The sequence below is a fragment of the Proteus sp. G2675 genome (genome assembly GCF_963886535.1).
Lineage (GTDB): Bacteria > Pseudomonadota > Gammaproteobacteria > Enterobacterales > Enterobacteriaceae > Proteus > Proteus mirabilis.
The window spans coordinates 174,656-193,387 of record NZ_CAWPCB010000014.1; the positions used below are offsets into that span (position 1 = coordinate 174,656).

General features: G+C 39.0%; 17 protein-coding genes. 13 read left to right on the plus strand and 4 right to left on the minus strand.

The window, feature by feature from the left end; genetic code table 11:
- Positions 1–277: 277 nt before the first annotated feature.
- Positions 278–1,108 carry a 2,5-didehydrogluconate reductase DkgA gene (gene dkgA, locus AACQ49_RS04165; protein WP_012367446.1) on the minus strand — a complete coding sequence of 277 codons (831 nt, stop codon included), beginning with the start codon at positions 1,106–1,108 and terminating at the stop codon, positions 278–280.
- Positions 1,109–1,135: 27 nt separating this feature from the next.
- A complete protein-coding gene (locus AACQ49_RS04170; protein ID WP_087740912.1) occupies positions 1,136–2,293 on the minus strand; it encodes an iron-containing alcohol dehydrogenase in 1,158 nt (385 codons plus the stop codon).
- Between the two features lie 187 nt (positions 2,294–2,480).
- On the opposite strand from AACQ49_RS04170, the gene AACQ49_RS04175 reads away from it, so the two are divergent.
- Positions 2,481–3,263, plus strand: a complete 783-nt coding sequence (locus AACQ49_RS04175; RefSeq protein ID WP_004245193.1) for a class I SAM-dependent methyltransferase — start codon at positions 2,481–2,483, stop codon at positions 3,261–3,263.
- 177 nt (positions 3,264–3,440) lie between these two features.
- Here AACQ49_RS04175 and AACQ49_RS04180 read toward each other — a convergent pair whose 3' ends face one another.
- Both AACQ49_RS04180 and metC read right to left on the minus strand, forming a co-directional pair.
- On the minus strand, positions 3,441–4,112 hold the full coding sequence (locus tag AACQ49_RS04180) for a DedA family protein (protein ID WP_004248983.1): 672 nt from the start codon (positions 4,110–4,112) through the stop codon (positions 3,441–3,443).
- Positions 4,113–4,236: 124 nt separating this feature from the next.
- Positions 4,237–5,430, minus strand: coding sequence for a cystathionine beta-lyase (gene metC / locus AACQ49_RS04185; RefSeq protein WP_049217034.1), 1,194 nt, complete (start codon positions 5,428–5,430; stop codon positions 4,237–4,239).
- 329 nt (positions 5,431–5,759) lie between these two features.
- Here metC and exbB point away from each other — a divergent pair, with 329 nt between their 5' ends.
- The 12 genes from exbB to hypE all read left to right on the plus strand — a co-directional run bounded on the left by exbB (position 5,760) and on the right by hypE (position 18,643).
- Positions 5,760–6,770, plus strand: a complete 1,011-nt coding sequence (gene exbB / locus AACQ49_RS04190; protein WP_046334269.1) for a tonB-system energizer ExbB — start codon at positions 5,760–5,762, stop codon at positions 6,768–6,770.
- A 6-nt stretch (positions 6,771–6,776) separates the two neighbouring features.
- A complete protein-coding gene (gene exbD / locus AACQ49_RS04195) occupies positions 6,777–7,205 on the plus strand; it encodes a TonB system transport protein ExbD (RefSeq protein WP_004245188.1) in 429 nt (142 codons plus the stop codon).
- Between the two features lie 1,838 nt (positions 7,206–9,043).
- Positions 9,044–10,168: a hydrogenase 2 small subunit gene (gene hybO, locus AACQ49_RS04200; protein ID WP_004245185.1), complete on the plus strand. Its 1,125-nt coding sequence runs from the start codon at positions 9,044–9,046 to the stop codon at positions 10,166–10,168.
- Positions 10,165–11,178 carry a hydrogenase 2 operon protein HybA gene (gene hybA, locus AACQ49_RS04205; protein WP_004245184.1) on the plus strand — a complete coding sequence of 338 codons (1,014 nt, stop codon included), beginning with the start codon at positions 10,165–10,167 and terminating at the stop codon, positions 11,176–11,178. The genes hybO and hybA overlap by 4 nt, the downstream gene beginning before the upstream one ends.
- On the plus strand, positions 11,165–12,346 hold the full coding sequence (hybB, locus tag AACQ49_RS04210; RefSeq protein WP_004245183.1) for a Ni/Fe-hydrogenase cytochrome b subunit: 1,182 nt from the start codon (positions 11,165–11,167) through the stop codon (positions 12,344–12,346). Before hybA ends, hybB begins: the two co-directional genes overlap by 14 nt.
- Entirely contained in the window at positions 12,343–14,046 is a 1,704-nt protein-coding gene (gene hybC / locus AACQ49_RS04215) for a hydrogenase 2 large subunit (RefSeq protein ID WP_004248989.1), read from the plus strand. Before hybB ends, hybC begins: the two co-directional genes overlap by 4 nt.
- A complete protein-coding gene (locus AACQ49_RS04220; RefSeq protein ID WP_004245181.1) occupies positions 14,046–14,534 on the plus strand; it encodes a HyaD/HybD family hydrogenase maturation endopeptidase in 489 nt (162 codons plus the stop codon). The genes hybC and AACQ49_RS04220 overlap by 1 nt, the downstream gene beginning before the upstream one ends.
- A complete protein-coding gene (gene hybE, locus AACQ49_RS04225) occupies positions 14,531–15,025 on the plus strand; it encodes a hydrogenase-2 assembly chaperone (protein ID WP_004245180.1) in 495 nt (164 codons plus the stop codon). The genes AACQ49_RS04220 and hybE overlap by 4 nt, the downstream gene beginning before the upstream one ends.
- Before the next feature lie 61 nt (positions 15,026–15,086).
- Entirely contained in the window at positions 15,087–16,247 is a 1,161-nt protein-coding gene (gene hypB, locus AACQ49_RS04230) for a hydrogenase nickel incorporation protein HypB (RefSeq protein ID WP_049256151.1), read from the plus strand.
- Positions 16,238–16,504 (plus strand): hydrogenase maturation factor HybG, encoded by a 267-nt coding sequence (hybG, locus tag AACQ49_RS04235; protein ID WP_036919746.1) that lies wholly within the window; start codon positions 16,238–16,240, stop codon positions 16,502–16,504. Before hypB ends, hybG begins: the two co-directional genes overlap by 10 nt.
- Positions 16,491–17,627, plus strand: a complete 1,137-nt coding sequence (hypD, locus tag AACQ49_RS04240; protein WP_004248992.1) for a hydrogenase formation protein HypD — start codon at positions 16,491–16,493, stop codon at positions 17,625–17,627. The genes hybG and hypD overlap by 14 nt, the downstream gene beginning before the upstream one ends.
- Positions 17,624–18,643, plus strand: a complete 1,020-nt coding sequence (gene hypE, locus AACQ49_RS04245; protein WP_004245176.1) for a hydrogenase expression/formation protein HypE — start codon at positions 17,624–17,626, stop codon at positions 18,641–18,643. The genes hypD and hypE overlap by 4 nt, the downstream gene beginning before the upstream one ends.
- The last annotated feature ends 89 nt before the right edge of the window (positions 18,644–18,732 follow it).

The following is an 18,732-nucleotide window of genomic DNA, read 5'->3' on the forward strand; positions in this document are numbered from 1 at the left end:
TAATGATGAGATTTTCGTATTTATAGTTTTTTTAGATATCAGAAACTGAACTTTAAGTAACTAACTTAACAATATATAAAAAATAGCAGATGAAAATTTTAAATGTAAATAAAGATTTAATTTGACTTAGTTAGACATGCGCTAATCATATATTAAAAAACAATAAATTTACTTTGTCTTATTTTAAAGTGTAATGATATAAAATATATATCATTGGTATAGTTAATAAAAAGCCAATAGCAAGAGTACTATTGGCTTACTTATAGAGCGTGAAATACTAGATATCAACAAAAGTATCAGGATCAGGCCCCAACCGCTTTCCTTTATCTAGTTGTTTTATTTCAGCAACTTCTTCTTTTTCTAATTTGAAATCAAAGATATGGAAGTTTTCTTCAATACGAGAAGGGGTAACTGATTTAGGAATAACAACCAAGCCACTATCTAAATGCCAACGTAACACAATTTGTGCCGGTGTTTTTTGGTATTTTTCTGCCAGTTTCTGAATAATAGGTTGATCAAACACGCCTTCACCACCTTGTGCTAAAGGACTCCATGATTCTGTCACAATATTATGGGTGGTATTCCAAGCTCTTAATGAAGCTTGTTGCATCAATGGGTGAATTTCAATCTGATTAATGACAGGGGAAACGCCCGTTTCTGTAATAATGCGCTCAAGATGCTCTTCTTTAAAATTACATACCCCAATACTTTTAACCAGTCCCTCTTTTTGTAACACAATCATCTGCTTCCAAGCGTCAAGGTATAGCTCGCGAGATGGCACTGGCCAATGCATTAAATAGAGATCAACATAATCAAGTTGTAATCGCTCAAGGCTTTCAAGTAATGCACCACGAGCATGGGATTGATCGTTGTTCCATAATTTGGTGGTAATAAATAATTCGTCTCGAGGAATAGTGCTTTGCTTTAATGCCTTACCAACACCTTCTTCGTTATGATAAATAGCGGCGGTATCAATCAGACGATAACCTGTGTCTAAAGCATGATGTACCGCTTTAATAACTTGATCATTATCTGCTTGCCAAACCCCAAGTCCAAGTTGTGGGATAGTGTTGCCATCAGATAGTTGGATCAATTTAGGATTACTCATTATATACCTCCAGTTGCCTTTAAGTACTTAGAGTGCTGCCATATAGATACGCTGGCTGACTTCCAAGGTGATATCCTGATGTTCACCGAGTGCGGTTTGTCCATGTTGTTGCAGTTTTTGCACTAAGGCAGGAATATCCGCTTCACTGATATTAAAGTCAGACAGCCGTGTTTTAAGTCCCATGCGTTCAAAGAATTTACGAGTCTCATTGATGGCGCTATCGATTTTAAATGCATCAGAGCCTTGATGGATCCCCCACACTTTTTGTGCATATTGGATCAACTTAGCGTATTTCTCCTGACGTTTTTCGTTTAATAGCGCGGGTAAGACAATCGCGAGGGTTTGTGCGTGATCAAGCCCGTGTAATGCAGTAATTTCATGGCCTAATGCATGGGTTGCCCAATCTTGCGGTACACCGACACCAAGAATACCATTAAGTGCTTGGGATGCTGTCCACATTATATTAGCACGGATATCGTAGTCTTGTGGTGAGGTGAGGGCTTTCGGTCCTTCTTCGATTAAGATCCTTAATAGGCCTTCTGCATATTCATCTTGTACAAGCGCATTTACCGGATAAGTAAGATATTGCTCTAAAATATGAATAAATGCGTCAACAACGCCATTAGCGGTTTGTCTTGGTGGTAAAGAAAACGTTGCAGTTGGATCTAAAATAGCGCAATGAGGATAAACATGTGGGCTAGCAAAACTTTGTTTATCCATCGTTTGTTTTTTACTGATCACGGAAAAACAATTGGTTTCAGAGCCAGTTGCTGGAAGGGTTAGTACACAGCTTAATGGCAGTGCTTTTTCAATTGCCTGACCTCGGCTAGAGACAATCTCCCAAGGCTCTCCTTGATAAGGTATTGCAGCCGCAATAAATTTGGTTCCATCAACAACAGAGCCTCCTCCTACAGCCAGTAAATGAGTAATACCGTGATAACGAGCGTAAGCAACAGCTTTCATTAGCGTTTCATACGAAGGATTGGGTTCAATACCGCCAAACTCATGAATTTGATACCCTGGTAAGGCCGCATGCACTTGATCAAGTATCCCATTGCGCTTAATACTTCCACCGCCATAAGTTAATAAAATTCTTTCATTTTTCCCAATTTCAGAACGTAATTTTGCAATTTGTCCTTGACCAAAATGAATTCGAGTGGGGGAGTAATAAGTGAAATTTTGCATGGTTGTTTCCACCTTAATTTTATGTTCTTGATATGCTGTAGCATGACAAATCATTAGGAAAAATTATTTCACTGTATATAGACGGGATAATATGACATGACTATAACAGCGGGGTTATGAATGCGGGTGTTAAACCCTTTTTTTCATAACTATAGTTATTAATTGTAGTTAATTTATAAGGAGTAGTATGAAAAGTCATTATTTAACATTAAACCAAGCTCATTGGGATAAACAAGCCGCAATGCAAAATCAATGGTCTAAACCCGTGGACGATAAAGAAATTATCGAGGCAAAAAAAGGAAACTGGAAAGTACATTTAACGCCGAATCCCGTTAAAAAGGAGTGGTTAGCAGATATTAAAGGTAAAAACATACTCTGCTTAGCTTCAGCAGGTGGGCAACAAGCACCTATTTTAGCTGCTGCTGGTGGCATTGTGACCGTTTTTGATTTATCTGAAGGGCAACTGAGTAAAGATAGTCAATTGGCACAAAAACATCAGTTAGCTTTAACTACTCAACAAGGGGATATGGCTGATTTATCGGTATTTTCTGATGAAAGTTTTGATATTGTTTTTCATCCAATTTCAAATCTTTATGTACCTGATGTTAATCCTGTTTGGCAAGAATGTTATCGTGTATTGAGAAAAAACGGGGTTCTTATGGCGAGTTTTTATAACCCTGTAGTTTTTGTTGATGACAGAAATCAGGCATTGCGTGCACAAGGATTAATGAGACCGACTTATCGTTTGCCTTATAGTGATCAAAATTCATTACCTTCAGATATTTTGCAAGAAAAAATTGCAAAGGGAGACGGACTTGTATTTGGTCATTCGTTGACAGATTTGATTGGTGGGCAATTAAGAGCAGGTTTTTTATTACAAGATTTTGTTGAAGATTTTGCTCCTCAGGCTCGTTTTTTAATTGATAGTTATATTCCAACATTTCTTGCTTCGAAAGCCATTAAAATATAATAAATCAATTAGTTGAAATATTACCATTACAATAATAAATCTGTTTTATAAATATCTTAATAGGATAGGAGATAAGAAAATGAACAACTGAACGTGTGTCACAGCATCGAATAATACATAAAAAACGCCATTATTTTCACTTTAAATAATGGCGTTTTTGGTGTTACTCGAAATGGCTTATTTGGCGCTGTTATTGCTACTTTTACGATGACGAATATACATCACAATAGAGCCAATTAAACCGGCAGTTAATAGTAATACTGGTAATGTCATAAGAATATTCATCACCAATGTTTCATGTTTTTGAATAAAAGGGATCAGGTTCAGTATATAACCTAATGAGACAATAAGACCGACCCATAAGAAGCCACTAATCCAGTTAAATAGTTGGAAGCGACGTTGTTGTAATTCAGATAAACCGGCCAAAGTTGGTAGTAATGTACGTACAAAACCGATAAAACGGCCAATTAATAGTGCGTACAGGCCTCGACGATGGAAAAGATCATTGGCTTTATGGTGATATTGTTCGGGTAATTGAGCCATCCAACGTTTGACCACTTTAGTATCACTTAGCCAGCGGCCTTGCAGAAATCCAAGCCAGCTACCAATACTCGCGGCAGTACCTAACACAATAATGGTTGGCAAGAAATGTAAAACATCTTTGGCAATTAATGCACCACAGAGAATTAATAATGTATCGCCGGGTAGAAATGCGGCAGGTAGAACCCCATTTTCCAGCATAATAATAACAAAAAGAACAATATAAATAATCCACAAAATATTTGGATCAGCTAGCACCATATAATCATGTTGCAGTAGCGCGTGAATTATCTCTTTTAATGTACCCATTCGGCGAACTCGCATCACAAAAAAACTATATGAGAGCTATTCTAACGTAAAAAGAAGATGATCGTTTGATTTAATCCCTGTGAAACCACAGGGATAGCTTTTTTTTAATAAAAAAAGAGATGAATTAGTTAGAAATACGTAAAAATGCTTGCTCTAGATCTTCAATTAAATCATCAATATTTTCTAAGCCGATATGTACTCTAAATAAGGTTCCTGCGAGAGTGGGCTGAGTGTCATATTGTCGCATCGCTTTAATATCATTGGGATGATAGCCTAAAATAAGAGATTCAAATCCACCCCATGAAAAGGCCATTTTAAACAGGGATAAGTTATCAAGAAAACGTGAAAATTCCTCAGTGGTGAGGATCTTTTTTAGACTAAAAGAGAACAACCCATTACTTCCAGTAAAATCACGTTGAAAATAGGTGTGCCCCGGACAAGAAGAGAGTGCTGGATGGTAGACATTATCCACTAGCGGGTGCTGTTTTAACCAACGCGCAATTTCTAATCCACTTTGCTCATGTTGTTTCATTCTAACTGCTAAGGTTCTTAAACCACGAGCTGCCATATAAGCTGTATCCGGATCTGCGCACTGGCCTAATAAATACGTGTTTTCACGTAATTGTGGCCAACAACGTTGATTAGCAACAGCAAAACCTAACATACCATCTGAGTGACCAATAATATATTTGGTCGCTGATTGGATAGAAATATCAGCACCTAAAGTAAGAGGTTTAAGTAATAAACCTGCTGCCCACGTATTATCAATCATTATAATAATATTTGGGTTATAGTGTCTTACCGCAGTGATAATACCTTGTAAATCTTGCACTTCCATCGTAATAGAGCCGGGTGATTCTAGAAAAACAATTTTTGTTTCAGGGCGTAATAATTGACTAATTTCAGTGCCGATTAAGGGATCAAAATAGGTTGTGGTGACAGAAAATTTACTTAATATCTGATCACAAAAATTTTGCGTGGGATCGTAAGCGGAACCAGTCACAAGGATATGACAACCTTGTTCAATAAACGCAAGAATAGATTGAGTAATAGCCGCCGCACCTGATGGAAATAATGCGCAACCGATCCCTTGTTCTAGTTCGGTTAGTGCCTCTTGTAGTGCAAAATGCGTGGTAGTACCTCTTCGCCCATAAAATAGAGCGCCTTCAGCTCGTTTTTGGGTGGCTTCACGTTTTTGGGCAACCGTATCAAAAATAACCGATGAAGTTCGCTGTATAATAGGGTTTACTGCGCCTTGTGAATATTTTTTTGATCGACCACTTAATAGCAGTGAGGTTTCTGGTTTTTTTTGCGTCATCCTTTATACCTACTTGTTATGTAATGATGTGTTTACCTCAAGTTAATGCATTTTTTACTGAAGTACAAAAGAGGATCGCGACAGTTGATAAAATTTCACGTTATATGAAATAACGAAAAATTGTCTTAAAAATCGACAAATGAAAAAAAATGGCTAAATAGTAATGATAATTACTATCAAAATGCTTCATGTTTGATATCATCTGAGCGTTTCTCTTTTTCCTGATGGCAACAGGATGATTGTAAATAAACGATTTTGGGTAAGTAGTGAAATAGAAACTTCATTACTGAATAGATAATTAGATAAGAAAGAGAGTAAAAGGCCAACTGATGCGTAATTTGACAGCTTCTATTATATTGGCAATCGGTCTGACAGGCTCTGCTTTTGCGGATACGACACCGGCTAAGCAAACTGAGCAACCTGCGACTACGGCCACTTCTTCAACCGCTTCTACACAGGGAACGGCGACTACAACGATTGCACCAACAGCAGAAAATACGGCAACGCCAACGGGGGAAGCAGCCAAAACGGCAACTTCTGAAACACCAGTGGCAGAAGAGAATACATCGACGAGTACAGGAGATGCTGCACAGACAGCTCTAGAGCCAGAAAATGCCACGCAAGGTGCGACACCTGAAATCGTCACTGGAGGGGGATTTGCTGAAGATCTCTCTGTTATGGGAATGTATCGCAATGCAGATCTCGTGGTAAAAAGTGTCATGATCGGTTTGCTACTCGCCTCTATTGTCACTTGGGCGCTGTTCTTTGCTAAAGGTAGCTACTTATTAGCATTACGTCGTCGTTTAAGAAATGAAAGTGCGCAATTAGTAGAAGCGAAATCCCTCAAAGAGGCATTAGCGATTAGCCAAAAATTTGGCAATAAAAGTGCGACAGCCGACTTTTTTAATGATGCTGAATTAGAGCGTACTTACTCTCAAGAGAGTCACGTTGCATCAGGTATTAAAGAGCGTGTTGAGATGCGCATGGAGCGTCGTGTCGCCGCTATTATTCGTGAATTAGGACGTGGTAATGGTTATTTAGCGACCATTGGGGCAATTTCTCCTTTTATCGGTTTGTTTGGTACGGTTTGGGGGATCATGAATAGTTTTATTGGTATTGCGCATTCTCAAACTACCAACTTAGCGGTGGTTGCCCCCGGTATCGCAGAAGCATTATTAGCAACCGCCATCGGCTTGATTGCAGCTATCCCTGCGGTCATTATTTACAATATTTTTGCACGTATGATTTCCGGTTATCGTGGTGAAATTGGCGATATTGCAACAGGTGTAGTGACCTTAGTCAGTCGTGACTTAGATATTGAAAACAGCAAATCAAGGTAATGAATTATGGCAATGAATCTTGGTAATGATTCAGGTGAAGATAATGAATTGCATGATATTAACGTCACACCTTTTATTGATGTGATGTTAGTACTGCTGATTATCTTCATGGTAGCAGCCCCCTTAGCGACGGTTGATATTAAAGTCAATTTACCTGCTTCGAGTGCCAAGCCTCAACCTCGGCCAGAAAAACCTGTTTATTTGACGATTAAATCAGATAAACAGATTTTTATCGGTGAAGAGATGGTAACTCATGAGACGATGGCCAGTGTCTTGGATTCTATGACGCAGTCGAATAAAGAAACGACTATCTTTTTCCAAGCCGATAAAACGGTCGATTATGAAACTTTAATGGGGGCAATGGACTCATTAAGGAAAGCGGGATACCTCAAAGTAGGGCTAGTGGGGATGGAAACCGTATCATCGGGTAACTAATTTTTTACTCATATTATACTTAAAAATATCAGCACTCTATCAGTCATATTGTAATGATTAATAGAGTGCTTTTTTTATTCACCAAAGATATAAATATGGTTATCTTTTTGTACTATTTATTTTTCTAGTATATTAATAGTTGCGCTAAAATAAAATTTAGCTTTAGTGTTAAATGTTATTAATCGTCTTTAGATTAAATTTTGTATAGCAGTATTAATTAAATTACTTAAGTGATTATGTGCTGAATCAATTAATAATAAGTAGATACTATTATTAAAGTTCCAATAGTATCAATATTCGTTAACTATTCATATTTTTTCACTTTTTATTTGATAAATATTTTTGTTCTTATGGTAAATATGACTATAACCACATGATTAATAATGTTTTTATTGCTATTTGGTTTAAGTGTAAAAAAACTTGCGCAAAAAATTCTATTGGATATAATGCATCCCAAGTTACAAATTGAAACATGTTGTAACCTGTAACAACGCCTAATTTATTTATTATCTAAGTTTCCGTTTTGGTTACTTACTTTTTTTATTACACCAGGTAGATCGTTGTTTTCAGTCATTCAATTACTGATAAGTTGATTTTATTTACTTATCTATACTGCAACGGATATTTTTGTCGGTTGTGAGTAAAATATAAAGAGAAAGGCAGAGAACTACACATAGCATTTTTATTATTTTAATAAATTTAAAAGCCATAGTACTTCGCGGTACTATGGCTTTTTGTTTTATTACGCAGCAAATGTGTGTTTCATCTTGTCGAGAGCCCGCTTATATCATCGGTTGTTTTCTTTCTATCTTTCTATCTATCTATCTATGTAAGTCCTGCTACACCAACAAATTGTTAACATTCTTCGAGAGGCGTTTTTAGATTTTGTGACACATTTTTCTGCTATTGTGTCAAAAACACATTATTACTTTGTCTTTGTCAGTATCAAGCATCAATTTGCTACCAATATTTAACATCAAAATTGAGTTAGCGTTATCCAACTAGCAAAATCGCAATGTTATAAAATAACTATTAGTAATAATTTCAAAATAATATTAATTAGCTATTGTGGAGTATTTCTGGGAGATAACCACCGGTTGTTATAATGGATTACTTATCTAACAAGTCGTTTTTACGACACTAAATTGTTATTCCAAAAACGAATATACTTATAACTATATGAAAAATTATGAGAAAAACAGGTTGATTGCTGGTTAAAATATAGACGGTTTAAGTATTGATTACGATAAAGTCATCAATAAAGATCATAATGAAGATAACTTTGTTGATTAATCAATCTAGTAATGAAATTAGAGATATTAATGTAATTATTTATTATTTATAAAATCCAGTTTTTAACAATTTATATAATGTAATACAAAGGTTGATAATATGAAAATAACCATCATATTTATAATTAAAAAAATATATTAAGTTATTTCTAATAATGTGGGTTGAAAATTAGAAATAATAAATTATTATTTTTGTATTATTTTAAATATATTGTCTTATAAATTGATTGTTTTTTGTGTTTTCCATATCTATTTGATTTTAAATGATTTGTATTATTTTTAATTAGCTCATTTTTTGATAATAAGAATTATTACTACTTATTTTATCATTACTATATAAAGAATAATTAATTTTAAATTGACCATATATATTAAAAATCCATCTTAAACATTAAATAGCTGAAACGTTTTTTCTCGCATAAAAGAATAATTTATTTTTTAATGAATTATCGCTTGATAATGATCAAGTCATTATTGTGTCGGAGTGTTAAAAAGGCGGTGTTTTAAAATTATTCCAATTAAAAATCATCATATCAGGAGAGATATATGGCCTTGGGGAATAATGTTTTTTCCCAACATGGTATTAACCGACGCGATTTTATGAAATTGTGCGCAGCGTTATCAGCTACCATGGGATTAAGCGGCAAAGCAGCCGCGCAAATGTCACAAGCAATGACATCACCTGAACGTCCACCTGTTATTTGGATTGGTGCTCAAGAGTGTACAGGTTGTACGGAATCTTTATTACGTGCGACTCACCCAACACTTGAAAACCTTGTTCTGGATGTTATCGCACTTGAATATCACGAAGTGCTCTCTTCCGCTTTTGGTTATCAAGCAGAAGAAAACAAACATAATGCGATGGAGAAATACAAAGGTAAATACGTCCTTGTTGTCGACGGTTCTATCCCTGACAAAGATGGCGGTATTTACTGTATGGTGGCAGGCAAACCTATTCTTGAGCATATCAAAGAAGCCGCTGAAGGTGCGGCGGCAATTATTGCTATCGGTTCTTGTTCTGCATGGGGTGGTGTGCCAGCTTCTGGAGGTAACCCTACTGGCGCTAAATCACTGGAAGCTATTTTACCGGGTAAAACAGTTATCAATATTCCAGGGTGTCCACCAAACCCACATAACTTCTTAGCTACAGTTGCACATATTATTACCTTTAATTCATTACCTAAGTTAGATAGCAAAAACAGACCGCTATTTGCATATGAGCGTCTAATACATGAAAACTGTGAACGCCGTCCTCATTTTGATGCGGGTCGTTTTGCTAAAGAATTTGGTGATGAAGGACACCGCCAAGGCTGGTGTTTATACCATTTAGGTTGTAAAGGACCTGAAACTTACGGTAACTGCCCAACATTAGAATTTTGCGATATTGGTGGAGGAATTTGGCCTGTTGGTATTGGTCACCCTTGCTATGGCTGTAATGAAGAGGGTGTCGGGTTTACGAAAGGTATTTTCCAACTTGCGAATGTTTATCAGCCAACACCAAAAGCACAAGTACCCGATGTTAACGCCAAAGAAGGTGGTGGTGTTTCTTATGGTGCAGCAGGCTTATTAGGTGCAGTTGTTGGTGCTGTTGCTGGGGTAAGTGTGATGGCTGTGCGTCAATTAGGCCGTGACAAAAATACCACAGGAGCCTCACAGGAGGATAAACGGTGAATAGGCGTCATTTCTTTAAGCTGGCATCAGGTGGGGTTCTCCTTGCGGGAATGGCACCCACTGCGAGTCATGCTGCGGCGCAGAACCGTCCTCCAATTCCTGGGGCTCTCGGTATGCTCTATGACTCTACACTCTGTGTAGGCTGTCAAGCATGTGTGACAAAATGTCAGGAAATTAATCATCCGGAACCCATGGAGCGTGGTGATACTTATGCTAATGGTGATCCGATCTGGTCAAACAATGACAAACTAAGTCCTTACACAAATAACATTATTCAAATTTGGCGTGATGGAACAGGTGAAAATAAAGATCAACTGGAAAACGGTTATGCCTTTATTAAGAAACAATGTATGCATTGCGTTGATGCTAATTGTGTTTCTGTGTGTCCTGTTTCAGCGTTAACCAAAGATCCGAAAACCGGTATTGTGCATTATCATGCAGATATCTGTACAGGTTGTCGTTACTGTATGGTGGGTTGTCCTTATAACATTCCTAAATACGATTATGATGATCCCTTCGGTAAGCTTTATAAATGTGAACTATGTAACCAAAAAGGGGTAGAGCGCTTAGATAAAGGCTTATTACCCGGCTGTGTTGAGGTTTGTCCAACAGGTGCTGTGATTTTTGGTACTCGTGAAGAGTTGCTTGAAGAAGCAAAACGCCGGTTAGCGAAAAAAGCGGGTGAAGAATATCACTATCCACGCCAAACCATTAATGGTGGCGATACTTATCTACATAAGATCCCAGAATATCAAGATCATATCTATGGTGAGTTTGAAGGTGGTGGTACGCAGGTGATGGTACTTTCCGCGGTGCCTTTTGAAAACCTAGGTATGCCAGAAGTGGCTCCATTATCAACGGGTGCGCGTTCTGAACATATTCAACATACGCTGTATAAAGGTATGGTTTTACCAATAGCAGCGCTTGCGGGCATTACTTATTTGGTTAACCGTAATAGTAAAAAACAAGAGCAGGAACACCATAAGGAGGATAACGATGTCGAGTCATGATCCTCGTCCACTTGGCGGTAAGTTATTTACTTTAGCTGTTAGAGTGTTTTTACCGCTTGCTGTGCTTGGTTTTATTCTTATTGGTAAGCGTTTGGTATTGGGTCTTGGGGATGTTTCCGATCTAAATGGCGGTTATCCTTGGGGTATTTGGATAGCCTTTGACTTACTTATCGGAACAGGCTTTGCGTGTGGTGGTTGGGCACTGGCATGGGCTGTTTATGTTTGTAATAAAGGTGAATTTCATCCCTTAGTACGTCCTGCATTATTAGCGAGCTTGTTCGGCTATTCGTTAGGTGGATTATCCATTGCAATCGATATTGGTCGTTACTGGAACATGCCTCACTTCTTTATGCCTCAATACTTTAACGTTAACTCCGTGTTGTTTGAAACAGCAACTTGTATGACCATCTACATTATGGTGATGGCATTAGAGTTTTTACCTGCACTACTGGAACGTTTAGGTTGGAAAGTTTCGTTAAGACGCCTTAATAAAGCGATGTTCTTTATTATTGGTCTAGGCGCCTTATTGCCAACCATGCACCAATCCTCCATGGGATCATTAATGATTTCGGCAGGTTGGAAGGTGCATCCTCTGTGGCAATCTTATGAAATGCTACCGCTGTTCTCTTTATTAACCGCTTTTATCCTCGGTTTCACTATCGTTATTTTTGAAGGCTCTTTATTAAAAGCGAGCCGTACTATTAATGACGATGAAACACCGCTATTTACCAAGTTAACTAAAATCATAGAAGTACTTCTGATCACCTTCTTAGTATTACGTTGGGGTGAAGTGATTTGGAACGGTAAGCTGAGTTATATCGCTAAAGGGGATATGTTCTCTTGGTTATTCCTTGCAGAAAGTGCCTTGTTGTTTATTCCTCTGGTATTGATGCACCTGAAAAATAATCGTCGTAGCCCAAGAATGTTATTTGTCTGCGCATTATTTATGTTAGTGGGTGCGGCAATGTGGCGTATGAACTATTCATTAGTCGCTTATAACCCAGGCAACGGCTATCACTATTTCCCAACTGCAAGTGAGTTGTTGATTTCTATTGGCTTCGTTGCATTCGAAGTTACTGCTTACATTCTTATTATCCGTTTACTGCCGGTACTACCAGCACAAACAGAGTCAAATATACAATTAAAAAAGGCTGAGGTTAAATCATGAGCCAACGCATTACTATTGATCCTATTACCCGTATTGAAGGGCATTTACGCGTCGACTGTGAAATCGATAACGGAAAAGTCGTTAAAGCTTGGTCTTCCGGTACCATGTGGCGTGGAATGGAGGAGATCCTAAAAGGAAGCGATCCTCGTGATGCATGGATTATTGTGCAACGCATTTGTGGTGTTTGTACAACGGTTCACGCAATAGCCTCAGTACGTGCTGTAGAAGATGCCTTAGGGATGGATATTCCGGTTAATGCTCAGTATATCCGTAACTTAATTCTGGCTTCTCACATTATTCATGACCATATCGTCCATTTCTATCAGTTATCTGCGATGGATTGGGTTGATATTACGGCAGCATTACAGGCAGATCCTGAAAAAGCCTCAGCGATGCTTAAAGGGGTTTCTCAATGGCAACTGAACTCTGCTGAAGAGTTCAGAAAAGTGCAGAAGAAAATTCAAGATTTGGTTGATAGCGGTCAGTTAGGTATTTTCGCCAATGGTTACTGGGGTCACTCGGCCATGAAATTACCTCCTGAAGTTAACTTGATTGCGGTAGCCCACTATCTACAAGCATTGGAATGCCAGCGCGATGCAAACCGCATTGTGGCCGTGTTAGGGGGTAAAACACCGCATATTCAAAACTTAGCAGTGGGCGGTGTTGCTAACCCAATTAACCTTGATGCACCGAATGTTCTCAATTTAGAACGTTTAATGTATGTAAAACACTTTATTGATAACTTGGGTGATTTTATTGAACAAGTTTATAAAGTGGATACTGCTATTTTTGCTGCTTATTATCCAGAGTGGTTAAAAATCGGTAAAGGGGCTAATTACTACTTATCTGTGCCTGAATTGCCTATTAATGGCAATAATACTGAGTTTTTACTCTCAGGTGGCTATATGGAAGGCGTTGATTTTTCTACTTATCGTCCAATCAAAGATTGGAAAGATCAAAACCTGAAAGACGGCATTGAAGAGAGTGGTAAACACGCATGGTATGAAGATGATGAACCATTAAAACCATGGGAAGGTTTAACTCGTCCTAAATACACCGGTTGGGATGAAAATAATAAATACTCATGGGTTAAGTCACCCACATTTTACGGCAAACCTGTAGAAGTAGGTACTTTAGCATGGTTAGTGTGTGGTTTAGCGGGTAAACATGAAGGCACAGTAAAACACTATAACGAAGTTAATCAGATCTACACCAAATTAACCGGTCAAACCTTGGTGACAGAGCAGTTAGAGTCAACTTGGGGACGCATTATTGGTCGTACTGTTCATGCTTGTGTATTACAAGATTCGCTTAACTTCTTATGGCAATCACTGGTTGATAATATTGGCCGTGGAGATACTGCTTCCTTTATTAAACCTGAGTTTGAGCCGGGTAAAGAGTATCGTGGCGTCGGTTTTGAAGAGGCTTCGCGCGGTATGCTATCTCACTGGATAGTCTTTAAAGATGGCAAAATCACAAACTATCAGGCTGTTGTTCCTTCAACATGGAATGCGGGTCCTCGTAACTTTAATGATGAACCGGGTCCTTATGAGTTATCACTAGTGGGAACGCCGGTGGCTGATCCTAACAAACCTCTGGAAGTGGTAAGAACCATTCACTCTTTCGACCCATGTATGGCTTGTGCTGTGCATATGGTTGATTTAACAGGTAAAGAATTAAGTAAGGTGAAGGTATTGTAATGCGTACACTTGTCTTAGGTATTGGTAATTTATTACTAAGCGATGAAGGCATTGGTGTTCGTATCGTAGAAGCGCTCGAAGAGCGCTTCTCTTTACCGGAGAACGTCGATGTTATTGATGGTGGCACATCAGGCATGGAAATTTTGCAAGATATTGCTGCAAGAGATTTATTGATTGTTGCTGATGCAGTAAGAAGCCAGCACGAGCCGGGCAGTATCTTTGTATTACATGATGATGATGTACCTGCATTATTTACCCAGAAAATTTCACCGCATCAACTCGGGCTATCGGATGTATTAATGGCCTTACGTATGACTGATGAATTTCCTCGCAAACTAATTTTAGTGGGTATTGAACCTGCTTCATTAGCGCCAAGTATGTCATTGTCAGATATTGGTCAGCAATCGATGGAAATAGCACTTGAACAAGTGGTTAATATTTTGCGTGAACATGGGATCACCGTAACCCCTAAAGAGGTAACAGCATGAGTGAATTAAATTGGGATATCACGGGATACGATGAACCACCTATTGAATTACTTGAAAGCAGTTTTCGAGAGATTGCCAAAAAAGAGATGCAAGCATTGCCTTTTTATAGAGAAAATATTCCCGTAAAAGCAGGGGGATTTACTTTATTTGAAAAGCAATGGATTGGAACAATTTTAACGCCTTGGATGCTAGAGCTTATTGTGTTGCCCGGGCCATCACAAGAGTGGCCAAGACGTAAAATTGGTGAGCGTATCGCCTTAGCGCTTCCTTGTGGTCAGGTTAAATTTGTCGTTGGTGAACTTGCTAATGGTGCTCAATATCTGGCTTGTTCATTAATGTCGCCACTTGATCGCCATTTACAAGGTGAGCAAGCGGTTGAGTTAGCAGAAAACAGTGCAAAAATGGCTCTTTCTCTTCCTGTTCAGACACAATCCGTCACAGAAGTTGATTTAAGTCGGCGTTCCCTGTTTCGTGGTCAGTTAAGATCATAATGTAGAACGTTTACGCGACACCGAGTCAAATTCTTCTTATTGAATAGTCAGGAGTCAGAATATGTGTAGCACTTGCGGTTGTGGTGAAGGTAATGTCAGCATTGAAGGCGTAGCGCCTCATTCACACGATCACCACCATCACTCTCACGACCATGATCATCACGACCATGGCCATCACCATCACGGTCATCACCATCATCATGGGCATGATCATCATCATGAACACAATGCTACTCCAGCGAATACTGTTCATAAATATATTGATAAGTCTGAGCAAAAGCATAAGCACAATTACGAAACTCATGGTCAGCCTATCATTATTCATCATCACCATTACCATAATAGTGGCGATGTTCATCTCCATTTTTATCATGATGCACAGCAAAATGAAGCCCAAGTGTTCCATGAGCATCATCATGGGAATGACGATCATCATGCACATTCTCATGAACATACTCATAGCCATGAACATAGCCATGAACACGAAGAACAATTTAGTCCAGTTATTGATAATGACAACATGCATTATGGGCAAGGGGAAGCCGGTACTCATGCTCCCGGAATTAGCCAAAAACGAATGTTAAAAATTGAGATGGATGTACTGGATAAAAATAATCGAATTGCCGTTCATAATCGTGAACATTTTGCCCAGCAAAATGTATTGGCGCTGAATTTAGTTTCAAGTCCCGGCTCCGGTAAAACAACGTTGCTAACTCAAACGTTAAAACAGCTAACGCAACGTGTACCTTGTGCGGTGATTGAAGGTGATCAGCAAACGACGAATGATGCTGATCGTATTCGTGAAACCGGGGTTGCTGCTATTCAAGTCAATACGGGTAAAGGTTGTCACCTTGATGCACAAATGGTGCATGATGCTACCCATCAATTAGGTTTAAAAGACAACAGTATTCTCTTTATTGAAAATGTTGGCAATCTGGTTTGCCCTGCTAGTTTTGATCTGGGTGAAAAACATAAAGTGGCTATCCTTTCGGTAACGGAAGGGGAAGATAAACCATTAAAATATCCACATATGTTTGCCGCTGCAGATCTGATGATTATCAATAAAATTGATTTAGTACCACATCTTAATATCGATGTGCAAGCGTGTATTGAATCAGCGCGTCGCGTCAATCCTAATATTGAGATCATCGCATTATCTGCGACAACTGGCGAAGGTATGGAAGAGTGGTTAGCTTGGTTGGAGAGCCGTTTATGTGCTTAGGTGTTCCTGCCAAGATAGTTGAGGTGGGCAATGATGTCCACCAACTCGCTTATGCTGAAGTCAGTGGCGTAAAACGTGCCGTCAATATCTCTATGGTTTGTGAGGGTGACCCGTCAGAGTTATTAGATAAGTGGGTGCTTATTCATGTTGGATTTGCCATGAGTATTCTTGATGAACAAGAAGCTCAAGATACTCTGGATGCATTACAACATGTATATGGTGTTACCCTTGAAGAGGCTGATGATGCAATACGTTGATGAATTTCGTGATCCCGAATTGGCCAAAGCATTATTAGCTCAAATACGTGAAACTATTTCACAATGGCCTCATCCCATCACTCGCCCATTACAGATTATGGAAGTGTGTGGCGGACATACGCATGCAATTTTTAAATTTGGTCTCGACCGCTTATTACCACAAGAGATTGAGTTTGTTCATGGTCCCGGTTGCCCGGTATGTGTGTTACCTATGGGGCGCATTGATGCTTGCTTAGAAATTGCAGCCCGTCCAGAAGTCATTTTCTGTACTTTCGGTGATGCGATGCGGGTGCCCGGTCGTCATGGTTCAATGCTTGATGCTCGTCGTCGCGGTAGTGATATCCGTATTGTTTACTCACCGCTTGATTCATTAAAAATTGCGCAAGATAACCCTGATAAACAAGTGGTATTTTTTGGCTTAGGCTTTGAAACTACCATGCCAAGTACGGCGATGACGCTGCAACAAGCGAAATTACGTGGACTGAAAAATTTTTCGCTATTTTGTCAGCACATTACTATCGTACCGACTTTACGTTGCTTATTAGAGCAAGAAGATGTACGTATTGATGGTTTTATTGCCCCCGGTCATGTCAGTATGGTGATTGGCTGCACGCCTTATCAACCTTTATGTGATGAATTTGAAAAACCCTTTGTGGTGACAGGTTTTGAACCGTTGGATTTATTACAAGCTATACTGATGGTAGTAAAACAGCTTAAAGCAAAAGCTGAGAATGCAGATTATGTTTTAAGTATTGAAAATCAATATAGTCGTATTGTCCCTAATGAAGGCAATAAACTTGCGCAAAAAGCATTGAAAGATGTTTTTATGCTAAAAGAGAGCAGTGAATGGCGTGGACTTGGGGAGATCCCTATGTCTGGTATTCAACTAACACCCGCTTACGCTGAGTTTGACGCTGAACGACGTTTTACACCAGCACCACAACAAGTGGCTGATAATCCACAATCACGCTGTGGCGATGTATTAACCGGACGATGTAAACCTTCTGATTGCCCATTATTTGGTAAAAGTTGTACACCAGAAACGGCATTAGGTGCCTTAATGGTGTCATCAGAAGGTGCATGTGCGGCTTATTATCAGTATCGCCGTGAAGGTAATATATGAAACAACCTGATGAAATCACCTTAGCTCAAGGAAATGGTGGGCAAGGTATGCAACAACTTATCGAAGGGCTATTTTTGAAAGCATTCGATAATCCATTATTGAATGAAAAAGAAGATCAGGCTCGTATTGCATTAGCCGATCTCACAGCACAGGGCGATCGTCTGGCATTTAGTACCGACAGTTATGTGATTGATCCGATCATTTTCCCAGGTGGAAATATTGGTAAATTATCTGTTTGCGGAACCGCGAACGATCTTTCTGTAGGTGGGGCTGTACCTCGCTATCTCTCTTGTGGTTTTATTTTAGAAGAGGGACTTGCTTTTGAAACGCTAGAAACATTGGTGATGGCGATGGCAAAAGCCGCACAACAAGCAGGTATTCAGATTGTAACGGGGGATACCAAAGTGGTTCCTCGTGGTGCTGCGGATAAGATCTTCATTAATACTGCGGGTATTGGGGTGATCCCAAGTAAAATTGATTGGGCAGCGAGTCACATTAAAGCCGGCGATAAGATCATCGTCAGCGGTACAATAGGCGATCATGGTGCCACTATCTTAAATTTACGTGAAAATTTAGGATTGGAAGCTGATCTGCAAAGTGACTGTGCCGTGCTTGAACCAATGATCGCGCCTTTACGTCAAATTGACGGTATTCGTGCATTACGTGATGCAACTCGTGGTGGCGTGACCGCTATTTTACATGAGTTTTCTCAAGCCTGTGGCTGTGGCATGAATGTATATGAAAACAAACTGCCAATGAAACAGTCTGTACGTGGTGTGTGTGAATTATTAGGGCTGGAAGCACTCAATTTTGCTAACGAAGGTAAAATTGTATTAGTCGTGTCACCGCAAGCAGAAAAACAAGTTCTTGAGGCTTTACATCAACATACTTTAGGCCAAGATGCTTGTACCATTGGTGAAGTAACTGAAGAGCGTTATATTCGTTTAACGGGAATTTTTGGCACAAGTCGTATTTTAGATCTCCCTTATAACGAGCCATTACCCCGTATTTGTTAATTAAATCAAATCACTCAACTGATCTTTTAAATACTCATAAGTTATTTCTCTGTTACAGAAGTTTGTTATAACGCAAACTTCTGTCATTT